At 32.1% G+C, this 16,590-nt stretch carries 17 protein-coding genes; 11 read left to right on the top strand and 6 right to left on the bottom strand.

From position 1 onward, the window contains the following. The first annotated feature begins 5 nt into the window (after nucleotides 1-5). From EYY60_RS04730 to EYY60_RS04710, 5 genes are all read left to right on the top strand, one after another. Nucleotides 6-983: a hypothetical protein gene (locus tag EYY60_RS04730; protein ID WP_132988243.1), complete on the top strand. Its 978-nt coding sequence runs from the start codon at nucleotides 6-8 to the stop codon at nucleotides 981-983. 5 nt (nucleotides 984-988) lie between these two features. Then, a complete protein-coding gene (locus tag EYY60_RS04725; RefSeq protein ID WP_132988242.1) occupies nucleotides 989-2,293 on the top strand; it encodes an MATE family efflux transporter in 1,305 nt (434 codons plus the stop codon). A gap of 11 nt (nucleotides 2,294-2,304) precedes the next feature. Beyond that, the gene (locus tag EYY60_RS04720) at nucleotides 2,305-3,324 is read left to right on the top strand and encodes a glycosyltransferase family 2 protein (RefSeq protein ID WP_132988241.1); all 1,020 of its coding nucleotides are present in this window, start codon (nucleotides 2,305-2,307) and stop codon (nucleotides 3,322-3,324) included. Between the two features lie 9 nt (nucleotides 3,325-3,333). Next, a complete protein-coding gene (locus EYY60_RS04715) occupies nucleotides 3,334-4,398 on the top strand; it encodes a hypothetical protein (protein ID WP_132988240.1) in 1,065 nt (354 codons plus the stop codon). 109 nt (nucleotides 4,399-4,507) lie between these two features. After that, nucleotides 4,508-5,674: an O-antigen ligase family protein gene (locus tag EYY60_RS04710; RefSeq protein WP_235832290.1), complete on the top strand. Its 1,167-nt coding sequence runs from the start codon at nucleotides 4,508-4,510 to the stop codon at nucleotides 5,672-5,674. Here the strand turns inward: EYY60_RS04710 and EYY60_RS04705 are convergent. Beyond that, a complete protein-coding gene (locus tag EYY60_RS04705) occupies nucleotides 5,643-6,719 on the bottom strand; it encodes a glycosyltransferase (protein WP_132988238.1) in 1,077 nt (358 codons plus the stop codon). The genes EYY60_RS04710 and EYY60_RS04705 overlap by 32 nt on opposite strands. Nucleotides 6,720-6,901: 182 nt before the next feature. Between EYY60_RS04705 and EYY60_RS04700 the strand changes: the two genes are divergently transcribed. Beyond that, entirely contained in the window at nucleotides 6,902-7,885 is a 984-nt protein-coding gene (locus EYY60_RS04700; protein ID WP_132988237.1) for a UDP-glucuronic acid decarboxylase family protein, read from the top strand. Between the two features lie 71 nt (nucleotides 7,886-7,956). Then, the gene (locus tag EYY60_RS04695; RefSeq protein WP_132988236.1) at nucleotides 7,957-8,724 is read left to right on the top strand and encodes a glycosyltransferase family 2 protein; all 768 of its coding nucleotides are present in this window, start codon (nucleotides 7,957-7,959) and stop codon (nucleotides 8,722-8,724) included. Nucleotides 8,725-8,854: 130 nt separating this feature from the next. On the opposite strand, the gene EYY60_RS04690 is transcribed toward EYY60_RS04695, so the two are convergent. Both EYY60_RS04690 and EYY60_RS04685 read right to left on the bottom strand, forming a co-directional pair. Continuing rightward, nucleotides 8,855-9,382 (bottom strand): ORF6N domain-containing protein, encoded by a 528-nt coding sequence (locus EYY60_RS04690; protein ID WP_132988235.1) that lies wholly within the window; start codon nucleotides 9,380-9,382, stop codon nucleotides 8,855-8,857. Nucleotides 9,383-9,424: 42 nt separating this feature from the next. Beyond that, nucleotides 9,425-10,735, bottom strand: a complete 1,311-nt coding sequence (locus tag EYY60_RS04685; protein ID WP_132988234.1) for a phenylacetate--CoA ligase family protein — start codon at nucleotides 10,733-10,735, stop codon at nucleotides 9,425-9,427. 135 nt (nucleotides 10,736-10,870) lie between these two features. Between EYY60_RS04685 and purD the strand changes: the two genes are divergently transcribed. Continuing rightward, on the top strand, nucleotides 10,871-12,145 hold the full coding sequence (gene purD, locus EYY60_RS04680; RefSeq protein WP_132988233.1) for a phosphoribosylamine--glycine ligase: 1,275 nt from the start codon (nucleotides 10,871-10,873) through the stop codon (nucleotides 12,143-12,145). Nucleotides 12,146-12,188: 43 nt separating this feature from the next. On the opposite strand, the gene EYY60_RS04675 is transcribed toward purD, so the two are convergent. Then, nucleotides 12,189-12,419 (bottom strand): DUF6341 family protein, encoded by a 231-nt coding sequence (locus tag EYY60_RS04675; protein ID WP_041519835.1) that lies wholly within the window; start codon nucleotides 12,417-12,419, stop codon nucleotides 12,189-12,191. Nucleotides 12,420-12,560: 141 nt separating this feature from the next. On the opposite strand from EYY60_RS04675, the gene EYY60_RS04670 reads away from it, so the two are divergent. Continuing rightward, entirely contained in the window at nucleotides 12,561-13,490 is a 930-nt protein-coding gene (locus tag EYY60_RS04670; protein ID WP_132988232.1) for a DUF6427 family protein, read from the top strand. Here EYY60_RS04670 and upp read toward each other — a convergent pair. Continuing rightward, nucleotides 13,485-14,138, bottom strand: coding sequence for a uracil phosphoribosyltransferase (upp, locus tag EYY60_RS04665; RefSeq protein ID WP_132988231.1), 654 nt, complete (start codon nucleotides 14,136-14,138; stop codon nucleotides 13,485-13,487). The two genes, EYY60_RS04670 and upp, sit on opposite strands and share 6 nt — an antisense overlap. Before the next feature lie 112 nt (nucleotides 14,139-14,250). Here upp and EYY60_RS04660 point away from each other — a divergent pair, with 112 nt between their 5' ends. Together EYY60_RS04660 and EYY60_RS04655 are read left to right on the top strand one after the other, a co-directional pair. Next, entirely contained in the window at nucleotides 14,251-14,856 is a 606-nt protein-coding gene (locus tag EYY60_RS04660) for a DUF4254 domain-containing protein (protein ID WP_132988290.1), read from the top strand. Nucleotides 14,857-14,899: 43 nt separating this feature from the next. Beyond that, nucleotides 14,900-15,910 carry a glycosyltransferase family 9 protein gene (locus tag EYY60_RS04655; protein WP_132988230.1) on the top strand — a complete coding sequence of 337 codons (1,011 nt, stop codon included), beginning with the start codon at nucleotides 14,900-14,902 and terminating at the stop codon, nucleotides 15,908-15,910. Between the two features lie 216 nt (nucleotides 15,911-16,126). Here EYY60_RS04655 and EYY60_RS04650 read toward each other — a convergent pair whose 3' ends face one another. Continuing rightward, a complete protein-coding gene (locus EYY60_RS04650) occupies nucleotides 16,127-16,471 on the bottom strand; it encodes a hypothetical protein (RefSeq protein ID WP_235832289.1) in 345 nt (114 codons plus the stop codon). Nucleotides 16,472-16,590: the final 119 nt, after the last annotated feature.

Below are 16,590 nucleotides of genomic sequence, written 5' to 3'. Positions count from 1 at the left end.
CATCAATGAGTACAAAAGTACCCCAAAATCAAGATCAGGAAATCGATATTTTTCAGCTTTCAAAAAGCATTGGAGGTTTTTTCGACCGTATAAATAGATCTATTTTTAGAGCAATTCAGTTTTTTATCCGAAACTGGATTCAGGTCTTGATTTTGTTTGTACTTGGAGTTGCTCTTGGATTTTATTTGGATTCGAATAAAAAATCTTTTAAAAACCAGATTGTTGTAACTCCAAATTTTGAAAGTGCCGATTATTTATACGCCAAAATCAATTTGATTCAGGCTAAAATCGCCGCCGGGGATGTTGATTTTTTAGTACATGTTTTTGGAACTTCAAATCGAAATTTTCCAAAAAATATTGAAATCAAGCCAGTTCCAGATGTTTATAAATTTATTGAAGACAAAGAACAAAACTTTGAACTGATTAAATTAATGGCCGAAACAGGCGAAATAAAAAAGGTACTTGAAGATAATGTTACCAGCAAAAATTACACTTTTCACACCATTACTTTTACTTCAAATCAAGAAATAAGTGAAAAAGATGTTGTTGAACCGCTACTAAAATTCTTGAATAATTCAGCATATTATGATGCGGCTCAAAAAATTGGATACAAAAATCTGGAACGTGAAATCGCTCAAAACGATACCATTATTTCACAGATTGATCAAGTTTTAAAAGGTCTTTCGAGCACTGCGAAAAATGATAAAGTAGTGTATTACAATGAAAATTTGCAACTGAATGACATTTTAAAAACGAAACAAAAACTGATTTTAGAACAAGGAAAAAACAAAATTAAATTAATCAGTTTTGATAAAACGATTAAAGAAATCAATTCGACGCTTAACATAAATGAAAATAGAGTTGTAAACGGAAACTTTAAAATTTGGTTGCCGCTTTTCTTTATTTTTATTTTTGTTGTAATTAGTTTGTTTCGAAGATTTTACCGTAAACAGCTTGCCCTTTCACAAGCAAATCAACTCTAAAAGAATTGAAAGCCAGTTCTATTTTCGAAAGATTTTCAAAGAATAAGTTTTTAAGACAAAGCTTTGGTACTTTATCATTACGTGTTTTTGGCGCATTGCTTTTATTTGGATTTACAGTTTTCCTGACCAAAACCTACAACCCAAAATTAGTTGGCCAGTATGATTTTGTACGTTCTTTTCTATTATCCATCGGGAGTATGTGTTTGCTGGGTTTTGACCAGTCGATTATATATTTCAAAGGGAAATTAGCAAGTCAAAATGCGCTCGAAGAACTAAAAAATATATACACAAAAATGGTTCTAATGCTTTTTGGAACTTCATTGTTGGTATTACTCATAATTGCTATTATCAGTAAAGAAACGATCAATAATTATTTTTCAGATCCAGAAGTATATTCGATTTTACTGAAAGGAGCGGGAGCCTTGTTTTTCTCGGGTTTATCAATTTTAAACACCGAAGTTTTCAGAGCTTTGGATAAATTATATGTAGCCGAGTTGTTTCGAAATATCATCAAATATATTCCGCTGATTATTGGCTCTATAGTTTTGTTTTATTGGCACGAACAAGAATATTTAGTTGATGTTTTTTTGTTGGGATTTGTTTTTCTGGCCGTTGTGAGTACTGCTTTAGTTTTAGTTTATTTCCGAAAAAAGACGGTTTTAGAAACAATAGAAAAAATTACGCATAAAGAAGTATTTTTAAAATCATATCCAATTGCCATCAGTGCAATGGCAATGTTTTTATTAATGTGTTTTGATATCATGTTTTTGAAGAAATACCGAAACGATGAAACTGTCGCATTTTATTCCGTTGGAGTTAAAATAATGACGATTATCTCGATCATAATCGTAAGTATAAATATCACCGTTTCGGCTAAAATTGCGGAGTTATTTGCGAGTCACAAAACAGCAGAATTAAGTGAAGTGTCAAGAAAAAGTGCTCGTTTAATTTTAATGATAACGTTGCCGGTTATCTTGCTGATAAGTTATTTTTCAAAATCAATTTTGTCCATTTTTGGGCATCAATATATTGTGGCACAGCAGGCATTTTTGATATTGCTTATTGGTCAGGGAATTTGTTCGGCATTTGGTACAGCATCAGTTTATTTGAATATGACGGGAAGACAACACATTTTTCAGATTATTTTGATTTTGGCAGTCATTGTTAATTTCACTTTAAACCGATTTTTAATTCCGATTTACGGAATGACTGGCGGTGCAATTGCATTTGTTTCAAGTTCTTTTTTCTGGAATCTTGTTGTGGCAATTGTTATTTATCGAAAAGACAAAATAAAAGTGTTTTTGCATTAAAAAATTATGCTATGAACATAGAGAAAGAGACTTTGCTTTTTAGTATTATTATTCCGGTTTATAACGTTGAGGCTTATTTGCCACAATGTTTAGATAGTGTTTTGTGCCAAACTTTTTCTGATTTTGAACTTATTTTAGTCAACGACGGATCAACCGATTCTTCGTTGGAAATTTGTCAAAAATACAAGCAAAAATTTCCTCAGATAACTCTCATTGACAAAGAAAACGGCGGTTTATCTGATGCCAGAAATACGGGATTAAAAGCAGCAAAAGGCGATTATATCATTTTTACCGACAGCGATGATTATTGGCAAGGAAAACAGGCTTTAGACGATTTGAGTAAAATAATTTCTCAGACAAAGCCCGATATAATCCTTCACGAAGAAAGCCGATTTTTTTCAGAAAACGATATTAATTGCAAATACAATCAGCGATTTATAAAAACCAAAAACGGAAAATTTGAAGACGAAATTCTGAAGCTGGTTTTTTATGATTTATATGTTGCTTCGGCTTGGGACAAAGTAATTAAGAGATCCATTTTAATTGAAAATGAATTGTTTTTTCCTGTCGGAAGAAAATCAGAAGACATTGAATGGTGCGGAAAATTGATGTATTATATCAAGACTTTTAATATTTACTCGAAATCATTTTATGTCTATCGTCAGGCGCGTCAAGGTTCTATAACGACAGCTGTTAGCGCCAAACATATTGAAGATGTTTATGAAATGGTAAAAGACGGATTGTATTCGGAGAAAACGGAATCAGAAAAATTAAATAAAGCAATAGAAAATTATTGGGCTTGCAATTATGTCGTAATTCTAAAAGATTTTTATGTTTTGTCGACGGAATCGCAAAAACAGATTTGGGATGATTTGATTTCTTGGAAATATCTTCTTAAAAAAGGACGCAACATAAAAGTAGATAAAGTGATGAAATTTTATAAATTTTTATCTTTCAAGACTTTGATTTTCTTTTTGAATGGTTACCGATTAAAAAGAAGCCTGAACAAAAAACGTAGAGCTTCAAAATAAAATAGAAAAATGCAATTATTAGTTAAAAAAAGTACAGTGGCATTTTTGCTAATTACGACAGCTAATTTAGTTGTGGCACTTCTGTCTTGTTTTATTTTGCCTCCAAAATTTTTCTACGATACCGCAATTATTATTTACGACAAATACAATGAAATTGGTTATTTAGGAAGTTATCCACTTACGATTTTGTTTTATAAAATGATTGGTTTTAGGCATCTTCCTTTTCCAATAATTGCGTTGATTCAATTTCCGGTTTTAATTTATATTTTATACAAAATAGGTATTCCAGATAATTTTGAAAAACTGAATGTCAAAAACATTTTAGTGTATCTGGGCATTTTTATGATTGCAATTTTCATCTCGATGCCGTCGAAGGAATTTATTACCTATTTGTTTATAGCCGTAATTGTTTTATTGTGCCGAAACGAGCGATTTTCGTTCCGAAAAACAATTTTGATTGCCTCGTTGCTTTTAATACTTTTTGGAGCCTTATATCGTCCTTATTTTGCTTTGATTCCCGTTGTTGGTGGCGGAATGTATTTGGTGAGTTTCATCAATTTTAAAAATAAAACCGTCAGTACGATTTTTTATGGTTTGCTGATTGCGGTTTTTCTCTCTTTGAGTTATGGTGTTTTAAAAGGGAAATATTTTTCTGAAATCAGTAGGGAAGTGGTAAATAGCTCGAGAATGGTTTCTGCAGATGCCAATTCAATGATCACTTCGCCAGTAAAAACAGATACTTGGTACGGAGAAGCAATTGGCATTTTTTATGGTTTTTTTACTGTAAATCTGCCTTTGAATGGGTTAAAACATATTCTTTCGCCTCAAATTATTGTTTTTGTAATTTGGCAGCTTTTGCTGTTTTATATTTTGTTAGTGCGATTTTCTATATGTTTACAAGAAAGAAAAAAGTATCGTTACGAACTTTTGATTATGTTCATTTTGTTTTCTTTTTTCATTCTCCAAAGCGTTTTTGAACCTGATTTAGGTTCCTCGATCCGACACAAAATTGGGATTTTTCCTTTAATCTATTTTGCACTTTATTATGACCATTTCCGAAAAGAACTTCAATAAAATATTTCACTTTTTCTTGTGTTTAATGGCCGTTGCGATGATTTTCAGGAAACCGTGCTCATTGCTGATTATTTTGTTTGCGGTATTTAATTTAGTGTTTTTCAAGAAATTGAAATATTCAAAAAAACAATTCATTTTGATCGCTTGTATTGCTTCACCAGTTTTACTGGAGTTGTTGCTTTTTTGGAACAATGATTCATTTGTCCAAGGAATAAAGGCGATTGAAAAAAGAACTTCGTTATTGGTTTTTCCATTGTTTATTATTGGAAATTATCAGCGAGTAGATTTTTTTAAAATTGCTAAAACTTATGTAATTGCTACAACAGTTATTATGTTTTTTTTCTTGATCCGATTTCTTGTTCTTTTTCCTGATTTAGTAGAAAAATATCTCAATCAAATTGATTTATGGGAAATGGGTTATCAGTTTACCGATAGCATTGGCATTCATGCACCTGCGCTGAATATGCATTTGGCTTTTGTGTCGGTTTGTGCGTTGTATTTTGTTTTTGAGAGTTTTAAAAATAAGGAGAAAATAGGGTTTAAAATTATGTATCTAAGCGTCTTTTTATTTTCTTTTTTCTTTGTGCTTTTGGTCAATACCAGAATGGCGCTGTTGAATGTCTTAATCGGATTTTTGATTGTTTTCTTTTATGAAATTAGAACCAAAATTAATCCCAAGAAGATTCTTTTGACGGGCTTTGCAGTTGTTGTTTTATTAGGAGGAATTTTGTTTTTATTCATTCAAAAGAATCCTTATATGAAAGAAAAATATTCGTCGGTTACTTTTGCTTATATGGATAAAGTTGGAAAATTAGACGAAATCGACCATCCCGAAATAAAGGTTTTTAATTCACTGGTTACGAGGGTTTCCATTTGGAAATCGGCTTGGGAATTATCGGTTAAAAATCTTCCTTTTGGAGTTGGGGCAGCAGATGGAAAACCTGAATTATTCAAATATTATAGAGATACCAATCAGCATTTTTTGGCTAAATATGAATTTCCAGTGCACAATCAATTTTTAGATTTTTTATTGAAGTTCGGAATTCTTGGACCACTCGTTGTGCTGCTTTACATCTTTACAATTGGCTACTTTGGCTACGATTTAAAAAATGCCATGATACTATCATTTTTCTTGATTTTTTTCACATCAAATTTAGTCGATGATTTTCTGCTTAGTTTTGACGGAATTGCCTTCAGTGGCATTTGGTCGTCTATTTTTGCCAGTTATTGGCTTCAGCAGAAACTTACTCTTGATAAAGCGCCAAAAGCTGTTTAAAATTTTGATTTTTGTCGAATAATTCTCCGCATCTTGCCAAAGCATTTTGACCAAATTTTGCTCTAGTTTCGGCATCTTTTAAAATTTCGAAGAAACCATCTAATTCGGCTATATCAGTAAAAAGGAAACCTGTATTATTGTGAAGAACAGCATCTTTGTTCCCAATGATATTAGTAGCAATAACCGGTTTTTGTAATGCCATAGCTTCTAGAACAGCAATTGGCAAACCTTCCCAAAGAGAAACCTGCATGTAAATATCAATATTATCAAGTTCTTTTAAAACCGTTTTCCGATCTAAAATCCAGCCCGTAATTCGGATGTTTGGAGCTGTAATTAAATGTCTCAATTCACCGTCTCCAATCCAAACAAAATTAAAATCTGGAAACTTTAAAGCAATTTGATTAAACATTTCGGGATTTCTGGCTGCGGTAATTCTGGCCATAATTCCAATGGTCAATTTTTCGTTTTGATGAGGTGCATAATGTTCTTGAACATTTGCAATATCAATTCCGTTTCGGACTAATTTTGCAGGTCCTAATTTTTGGGCAATTTTTTGCTCGGTATCGCCACAGGCCACAATTGTTCCACCAAAAAAACGCTGAAAGCTTTTTTCAATTGTCCAATAAAGTGTTCTTAATGTGCTTGAAATATCAGTTCTTAAAAACGAATATCCGTGAGGGGTATAGAAGAGTTTTTTCTTTTTGAACATGAAAAAATAAGCAACACGGCCCAAAACTCCAGCTTTTGAAGAATGAAGATGAATAATGTCCGGATTGATTTTTTTAAGCGCTTTTGTTAATTGATAAGCCGATTTTAAATCCTGAAATGGAGAAAGCTCCCGGACCATATTGACCTGGATCAGCTTAACGCCATCTGAAAACTCAGATTTTATTTTTTGAGCATCAATTTCTTTTCGATTGCCACTATAAATAATAATGGTTTCGATATTTTGGTTTATTTCATCATTTCCAAAGAAAGTCGATAAATCTCTAAAATAGGTATAAACGCCACCACCGAGCGCCTCAATTACATGTACAACTTTCAAAATACGGGATTAATTTGTGAGTAAAAATAAATAAATGAGTTTAATAATTATCTGAAATTGTAAAACTTCTTTTATAGATGGTTAAAAGTGTCATTTGAAAGGAAAGATATTTTAGTACATTTGTGCGTCTATCTTGGATTTTGTTGCCAAATGAAATTCGAAAATGTTCAATTAAATCAATTATGAAAAGAATACTTATTACCGGAGCTGCAGGTTTTTTAGGATCGCATTTATGTGACCGATTCATTAAAGAAGGCTATTTTGTTATTGGAATGGATAACCTGATTACGGGCGATCTTAAAAACATTGAACATTTATTCAAACTAGAAAACTTCGAATTCTATCATCACGATATCACCAAGTTTGTTCACATTCCGGGTGATTTAGATTATATACTGCATTTTGCTTCGCCGGCAAGTCCGATTGATTATTTAAAGATTCCGATTCAGACTTTAAAAGTAGGTTCTTTAGGAACGCATAATTTATTAGGATTAGCGAGAGTTAAAAAAGCAAGAATTTTGATTGCTTCAACTTCTGAAGTTTATGGAGATCCATTAGTTCATCCGCAGACTGAAGAATATTACGGAAACGTAAATACAATTGGTCCGCGTGGCGTTTATGATGAAGCAAAACGTTTTCAGGAATCTATCACAATGGCATACCATACTTTTCACGGTGTAGAAACCAGAATCGTGCGTATTTTTAACACGTACGGTCCAAGAATGCGATTAAACGACGGACGTGTAATTCCTGCTTTTATAGGACAGGCTTTACGTGGCGAAGATCTAACGATTTTCGGAGACGGAATGCAAACGCGTTCTTTCTGTTATGTAGATGATCAGGTTGAAGGTATTTACAGATTATTGCATTCAGATTACGTTTATCCAGTAAACATTGGAAATCGAGACGAAATCACCATTAAAGATTTTGCGGAAGAAATCATAAAATTGACAGGTACAAACCAGAAAGTGGTTTATCATCCACTGCCAATAAACGATCCTTTACAGCGCCAGCCAGATACTACAAAAGCGAAAGAATTGTTGGGTTGGGAAGCAAAAGTAAATAGGGCAGAAGGAATGAAAATTACCTATGAATATTTCAAATCATTATCTCCTGAAGAACTTGCTAAAGAAGAACACAAAGACTTTTCAAGCTATATAAAATAATACTTCACACAGCTCGAATTTAATTGAATTCGGGCTGTTTTTATAATCAAACTCCAAAACAATCAGCATCAATGAGCGAATTAGTTTCTATTATTGTACCAACATATAATACTGAAAAGTTCATTCGATTAACAATTGAATCAGTTCAAAATCAAACCTATGCAAACTGGGAAATGATTTTGGCCGATGATGCATCAACAGATAAAACGGTTGCAATTATTGAAGTATTTGCTCAAAAAGACAGCCGAATAAAACTATTTAAATCACCGAAAAATCGTGGAAATGGTTTTGCAAGAAACACCGCTTTAGAAAAAGCTACAGGAAAATATATCGCCTATTTAGATGCAGATGATTTATGGTTTCCTGAGAAATTAGAAAAGCAAATTGAGTTTTTAAAAACGAATAATTTGCATTTTACTTTTAGTTTTTATGATTCAATTGATGAAGAAGGAAATGATTTAAATAGAAGAGTTGAATCGCCAAATCCGTTAACTTATAATGAATTGTTTTTCTGTAATTATGTTGGTAATTTAACCGCCATTTATGATGCAGATTATTTCGGGAAAATTATTCTTGAAACTTCTCAAAAACGTCAAGATTGGAGAATATGGCTTACAATCGTAAAACAAATTAAAGTAGCCAAACCAATTCCAGAACCTTTGGCATTTTACAGAATTAGAAAAGATTCTGTTTCTTCTTCAAAATTTAAATTGATAAAACACAACTTTGGTGTTTACAGAGAATTTCATGGATATAATCTTGTTTATTCTGTTTTGTTAATGATGAGGTTTTTGTTTACTCAATTGATAATCAAATCAAAGTATATAAAGAAAGTTTAATGTTTTTTCAAGGTCGCAATTTGCGACCTTGAAGAATTTCGCTTAGAATTGGAGATCACAATTTGTGACCTCCAATTTTTTTTAATAATACGTTTCGATTTCTAAGGTCACAATCTGTGACCTTAAAGAGTTATTTTTTATAGCCAATCTTTACTCTTTCAGATTCATTTTCTTTCTTTTCAGTCAATTCATCTAAATAAGAAAATACTAGCTCAATATTTTTATCGTGATTTTCTAACTTCTTTTGAATCTGCAAAATATCAACTTTAATTTCTGTTGTATCCAAAAGCATTTGTCTCACTTTCGTGAAAATGCGCATGATTTGAATATTGGTTTGAATTGCTTTGTCGCTTTTTAAAATGCTTGAAAGCATCATAACACCATGTTCAGTAAAAGCCATTGGTGCATACCGTAAACTCATCTTTTCTGAATTGGAGGTCGCAAATTGCGACCTCCAATTTTCAAATTCTGTTTTGGTAAGTTCAAACATAAAGTCTTTCGGGAAGCGGTTTAAATTCCTTTTTACTTGTTCTTTTAATCGCTTTGTTTCAGCACCATAAAGCAAAGCCAAATCACGATCAAGCATCACTTTTTGACCGCGGATAAAATATATTTTATTAGAAATTGTTTCTTCAGAAAGTATAGATTGATCTTCCATAAGTTTTTAATTATAAAAACAAATGTAAGATTTTATTTATATTTATAAATAAGATTTAAACTGTTTTAGTTTTCCGCGATTGGTTCTTTCTAAAGCAATTCTTCGGGTAAAAGTAAAATTTAAATCAGGTTCCAAATATGTGGAAATTGCCTCTCTTATACTTTGAATTTGTTCTTTTGTTAATCCTTTTTCGGCGACATATTCAATTTCAAAAGTATCTATTTTGGTCTGTTTAATGATAAATTCTTTTACGTTTCCATCGTCTTCTATTATGCTTTTGGTTACATAATAAAATGTCAAACCTGGCGATTTTTTCCCACTTGGAAGAATTGCAACGTCGTTTGTTCTTCCAATTAATTTTTTAAGAATTGGTTTTTGAGGTGTGCTTTTTTCGTCTAAAATTCCAATGTCGCCAATTTCATATCTGATAAAAGGATTTGCTTTGTTGAATAAAGAAGTAATCACAATTTTTCCTTCTGTTCCATGTGGAACAGAATTATTATTTTCATCTAAAATCTCGACAAAAAGTGTTTCTGCATTTACCTGCCATTCGCCTTGCGGATTTTCAAAAGCAATTAAATCCAATTCGGAAGCGCCATATTCACTGATAATCGGAATTCCGAATTGCTTTTCCAGCAGTTTTTTATCTGTTTCAAAAAGCATTTCCGAAGTAACAAAACAAGCTCTTAGCGTTGGACAAATTTCTTTTAAAATGATATTTTTCTGTTCTAAAAACTTAGCAAATAGTACAATCGAGCTCGTATAACCATTGATATAATCGAATTTTTTTGTTCTGAATTTCTTCAGAAATTTTTCCAAAACTTCATCAGATAAATCAAAAACAGGAAAACGAAAACGATGCGTCAGAAAATCTTTGAAACGCTCTTTTCGATACCCAATAAAATACATTGGAATTCCATAAAAACGTGCCTGATACGAATGATTAAAATCAATTCCGAACCAGCCAAAACGCATAATATTGGAAGCCCAGGTTAAAGCATGAGAATATTTATCTTTTGCAAAAACAAAAGGCGTTCCGCTTGAACCAGACGTTTTGTTGAGGTAAACACTTTTTTTAGAATAGTCTTTTGAGAGCCTTTCTTCGAGCGGTTTTTGAAGATTTTGTTTATTTAAAATCGGAAGATTTTCCCAATTTTCAGCTGTTGCATTTCCAGCTAATTCTGCATAAAAAGGATTGTTTTTAAGATGAAAATCAACAATCTCTTTCTTTTTGCTTTCAAGAAATGAAGCATATTCATCTTCTGAAAAATGAACAATTTTATCCAATTCGGCTTTGGCTTTCTTTATCGGAAAACCATTTAATTGAAGCGAAATATCAAAAAGGCGAATCATTTTTCAGAATAATTTTCGTCAAAAATAACGTTTACGAATTACTAACAGGGTAGAACCAACAATTTTTTGAAGATTTAATTATTTTTTCCGTGCAAAAGCAAGTATTTTTGCACCACAACTAAATACAACAACACCATGACAATTTTATTATTGGGATCAGGCGGAAGAGAGCATGCTTTTGCATGGAAAATGACTCAGAGTCCGCTTTGCGAAAAACTTTTTGTAGTACCTGGAAATGCAGGAACAGCTGCAATCGCTGAAAACGTTGCAATTTCTGCAACCGATTTTGAAGCTGTAAAAGCATTAGTTCTTAAAGAAAATATAAGTTTAGTAGTTGTAGGACCTGAAGATCCATTGGTAAAGGGTATTTACGATTATTTTAAAAACGACGAAAGTTTAAAAAATATTCCGGTTATTGGGCCATCAAAATTGGGTGCTCAATTAGAAGGAAGTAAAGAATTTGCAAAAGAATTCTTGATGAAACATAATATTCCAACAGCAGCTTATGACAGTTTCACTGCCGAAACAGTTGAAGAAGGATGTAAGTTTCTTGAAACACTACAACCTCCATACGTTTTAAAAGCAGACGGTTTAGCAGCAGGAAAAGGTGTTTTGATTATTCAGGATCTTGAAGAAGCAAAAACGGAATTACGCAATATGCTGGTTCACGCAAAATTTGGAACAGCAAGTGCAAAAGTGGTTATTGAAGAATTCCTTGACGGAATCGAATTAAGCTGTTTTGTTTTAACAGACGGAAAAAGCTATAAAATTCTTCCAACTGCAAAAGATTACAAACGAATTGGAGAAGGCGATACAGGTTTAAATACAGGCGGAATGGGAGCAGTTTCTCCAGTGCCTTATGTTGATGCTGTTTTGATGGAAAAAATCGAAACTCGTATTGTAAAACCAACAATCGAAGGTTTCCAAAAAGACGGAATCGAATATAAAGGTTTTGTTTTTATTGGTTTAATCAATGTTAAAAACGAACCAATCGTTATTGAATATAACGTAAGAATGGGAGATCCTGAAACTGAAGTTGTGGTTCCGAGATTAAAATCAGATCTAGTTGAATTATTTTTATCTGTTGCAGATCAGAAATTAGGAGACTTTAATTTAGAAGTAGATCCAAGAAGCGCAACAACTGTTATGGTTGTTTCTGGAGGATATCCTGAAGATTTCGAAAAGGGAAAAGTAATTTCTGGATTAGAAAATGTTACAGATTCGATAGTTTTTCACGCGGGAACAAAATTAGATGGCGAAAATGTCGTTACTAATGGAGGACGTGTAATTGCAGTGACATCTTACGGAGACAATTTCCAAGAGGCCATAAAAAAATCTTACCAAAACATAGATAAACTAAGCTTTGATAAGATGTATTTTAGAAAAGATATCGGTTTCGATTTAATCTAAAAAATAAATTTGCAAGCCCTTTTTAATTAAAGGGTTTGGTTTTTTATTTTAAAAATGAATGAGCCGTTGTATCTTGGTTTTCTGTTCCAGCGTCATCAAAAATGCGTAATTGTTTAATCCAATAAACGATTGCACATGCGCAGATGATCATAAAAATCCAGTTAATAGTGTTTGCGCCAAACCACGTAATTAGTTCCAAATGACGTAAAAAATCAAGAGGAGCAAACAAAATGTTAACGAATAGGTATTGAATTCCTTCAAAAAAAGCTGTCATAATTTTAAAAATTATATGTTATTTATTGTTGTGTAATGCTTTGAAGACAAAATTCATTTAATAGAATCTTTTTTCAACTTGTTCGGTTTTTCATTTTAAACAAGTATTATCTTTACAATCACAAAAGTATAAAATATCCTTATGATAACAAGTGTTTTTAAAAAATCTACACCATTAAATTATTCTTTGGTCGTAATTTTAATACTAGTTTTCTTTTTTCTGTTTCAAATTCAAGAGCCATCTTGGATAACGGCGCCTTTTTTAGCATTTCAAAAAGTAAGTTTGTTGTGCTTTATTTTGGCTTCTTTTTTCTTGGTTAATTTTATCGTAAAAAAGAATGGGCTCAGTAAAGACAACGGATATTCGATATTTTTCTACTTATTGTTTATATTGTTTTTCCCCACCATATTTAACGATTCGAATGTAATTTATGCCAATTTTTTTCTGTTGCTAGCACTTCGTAGATTAATTTCGTTGCAATCCTTAAAAGCTTCAAAAGAAAAGATATTTGATGCCTCTTTTTGGATTTTAGTAGCTTCTTTATTTCAATTTTGGTGTATTCTTTTCCTGATTTTAGTTTTTATATCGATTATTTTTCACGTTTCGCGCGATTATCGTAACTGGGTTTTGCCGTTTGTGGCGCTTTTAGCAGTTTCTTTGATCTTTTTATTAGTATCGTTGGTATTTCATTTTGATGCCATTGCATTTTTTGAAAAAAGAGCCGTAATCGACTTGAATATAGATTATTTCAAAAACAATTACGAAAACGGAGCGCTTTCAATTTATGTTGCTGTTGCGCTTTTCTTTTTAGTTTCGATGTTGTCAACATTATCAAACAGACCACAAATTGTACATTCTTCTTATAAAAAAGTTGTGGCTTGTTTTTTCATAGCTGCTTTCGTTTTTATTCTTTCACCAAATAAAAGCAATGATTTACTGTTGTTCAGCATTACGCCGTTGACAATTATGGCGTCTAGTCATGTAGAATATATGCAACAAAAATTAAATAACGAAATTGTTTTTTACGTGCTTATTTGCTGCAGTTTATTTACTTTTTTCTCTCAATTATAATTTGCTTCCGTAAGCAAGGTCACCAGCATCGCCAAGTCCAGGAACAATGTAGTTTTTCTCATTAAGTTTTTCATCTAGAGAAGCTACCCATAAGTGGCAGTTTTCAGGCAGATTTTTTTCTAAATGAGCAATTCCTTCGGGAGCGGCAATAACCACTACAATATGAAATTCTGCTGGAGTAGCATTTTCCATTAGTTTTTTATGAACTGCTACAATCGATTGACCCGTTGCCAACATTGGATCAAGCAATAAGACTGTTTTATTATTTAAGTTTGAAATCGCTTGATATTCAACTCGAATTTCAAATTCATCATCATTATTTGGATGAAATCTGCAGGCTGAGACAAAGCTGTTTTCGGCATGATCAAAGTAATTCAAAAAGCCATTATGAAGTGGCAATCCCGCTCTTAAAATTGGACATAAAACAATATCAGATGCAATTTCAGTTGTTTTTTTAATACCAAGTGGTGTTTGAATTTCGACATTTTTATAAGGCAAAATTTTGCTCAGTTCATATGCCATAATTTCGCCAATTCGTTCAATATTTCTTCGAAAACGCATGCTGTCGTTTTGAATATTTACATTTCTTATTTGGCCTAAAAAATGATTTAAAACGCTGTTGTTTTCAGATATATAATGAATTTTCATATCTAATTTTTAAAATTATTTGATTGTTTTTAATACAAAAATGAAAAAATAATGGTTTTTTTCACACTATAAAAGTATAAAAAGTATCTTTGTGTCTCTAATAATTAAAGACATGTTTTCAAAATTAGCATATTCTGTTTTCGAACAAAGTATCAAAGATTATCATCAATTTGATAATGTTGATCAACCAATTAGCAATCCTTATCCAAAAGATAAGTTTGAGCATTTATTATATCTAAAAAATTGGATTGACACTGTTCAATGGCATTATGAAGATATTATTCGTGATCCACAAATTGATCCTGTGGCAGCGTTGACTTTGAAAAGAAAAATTGATGCTTCAAATCAGGAAAGAACTGATATGGTGGAATATATTGACAGCTACTTTTTGCAAAAATACAGCCATATAAAAGCAAAAGACGGAGCAAAAATCAATTCTGAAAGCCCGGCTTGGGCATTTGACAGATTGTCTATTTTGGCTTTGAAAATTTATCACATGCACGAAGAAGCTACACGTGCAGAAGCTACACAAGAGCACAGAGATAAATGTCAAGAAAAATTAAACGTACTTTTAGAGCAAAGAACAGATTTGTCTACAGCAATTGAAGAATTATTGACAGATATTGAAAACGGAGAGAAATTCATGAAAGTGTACAAACAAATGAAAATGTACAATGATGATGAATTGAACCCGGTTTTGTATCAAAATAAAAAATAATTTGGCAGCGTTGTCTAGCAACAAAATCAAACATATAGCCGTCATGAGACTATCCGCAATGGGAGATGTCGCCATGACGGTTCCTGTTTTACGCGCTTTTGTAAAACAGTATCCGGAGATAAAACTTACGGTTATTTCGCGTCCTTTTTTCAAACCTTTTTTTGACGGAATTCCAAATCTGGAATTTTTTGCTTTTGATGAAAAAGAAAGACATAAAGGCTTTTTTGGGCTTTTGCGATTATTTAAAGATGTGAAAAAGCTGAATATTGACGCTTTTGCAGATCTTCATAATGTTTTGCGATCCAAAATTGTGAGCTTGCTTTTCGCTTTAAGCGGAAAAAAAAGAGCAACGGTCGATAAAGGAAGAGAAGGAAAAAAGGAACTGACAAGAGCAGAAAACAAGATTTTCAAACAATTGCCGACGATGTTCGAAAGACACGCAAAAGTATTTGAAGAACTTGGTTTTCCTGTAGATTTAAATAATCCAGAGTTTCCAAAAAAAGCCATTTTAAGTGCTGAAATCACGGATTTAATTGGAGAAAATTACCAAAAATTAATTGGGATCGCTCCTTTTGCCCAATACGATTCTAAAGTGTATCCTTTGGATTTGATGCAGGAAGTAATTGCAAAATTGGCAGAAAATAAAGATCAGACCATTTTGCTTTTTGGAGGTGGGAAAAAAGAAATTGAAATTTTAGATTCATTTTCAGAGCCTTTTAAAAATGTCATAAATGTGGCAGGAAAAATTAAATTTCAACAGGAATTAAAGTTGATCAGCAATCTGGACGTTATGCTTTCTATGGATTCTGGAAACGCACATATTGCGGCAATGCTTGGCGTGAAAGTGATTACGCTTTGGGGCGCAACACATCCGTACGCAGGATTTTTGCCATTTAACCAAACGCTGGAAAACGCATTGACTTCTGACCGAAATCAATATCCAAAATTGCCGACTTCTGTTTACGGAAATAAAGTTGTTGAAGGTTATGAAGATGCTATGAGGACAATTTTACCACAACAGGTTGTTGATAAAGTTGTAGAACAACTTTTATAAAAAGATTAAAGAAAATAGTCGAAATAACAGAATAACTTCTTTTTGTAAGCTTCGGAGAAGCGAAATATTTATAGCAAAAATGATGACTACAATATTAAAGCTCCAGCGGAGCGACATATATTTTATAATATGTCGCTCCGCTGGAGCTTTTTCGTTTGTCTTATTTATATTCTATAAATATTTTACCCTGCTGGGGTATTGCTGACAAAATAATTTTTAAGCAACATTGCTTTGTAAATCATATCTTTTGTTAGAATCAAGTATAGAATATCCTATTGTTTTTTTTCTTTTTTTATTAACGATTATCGTAACAAAATTATTTTTGTCTTCAGTAGACAGTAGAATATGTTCGAACTTATTTGTTGAATCTCTGTAAATTTTATAAATCAAGTCGTGATCTTTAATTTTTGTAGATAAAATTTTAGCAGATTTAAGTTTACTTACATAAGGCCAAATATTAAAAATATTTGAATCAGTGTCTTTTACTTCGATCATTTTTTCGGTCATGGTCGAATTGTATTTTTCTTTTTCAAGCAATTTCGGACCCTTTTTATTTCTCATTTTTAGAATAACTGCCAGAACGCATAATGAAGCAGATACGAACAACATAATGAAAAGATAAAGATGAAAGTGGTGTACGTGAGCTGTCATGATATTTAAAGTTTTAAATGTTTTGACAA

The organism is Flavobacterium zhairuonense, from assembly GCF_004352915.1.
GTDB lineage: Bacteria > Bacteroidota > Bacteroidia > Flavobacteriales > Flavobacteriaceae > Flavobacterium > Flavobacterium zhairuonense.
This window is presented reverse-complemented; position numbering and strand designations above follow the sequence as displayed.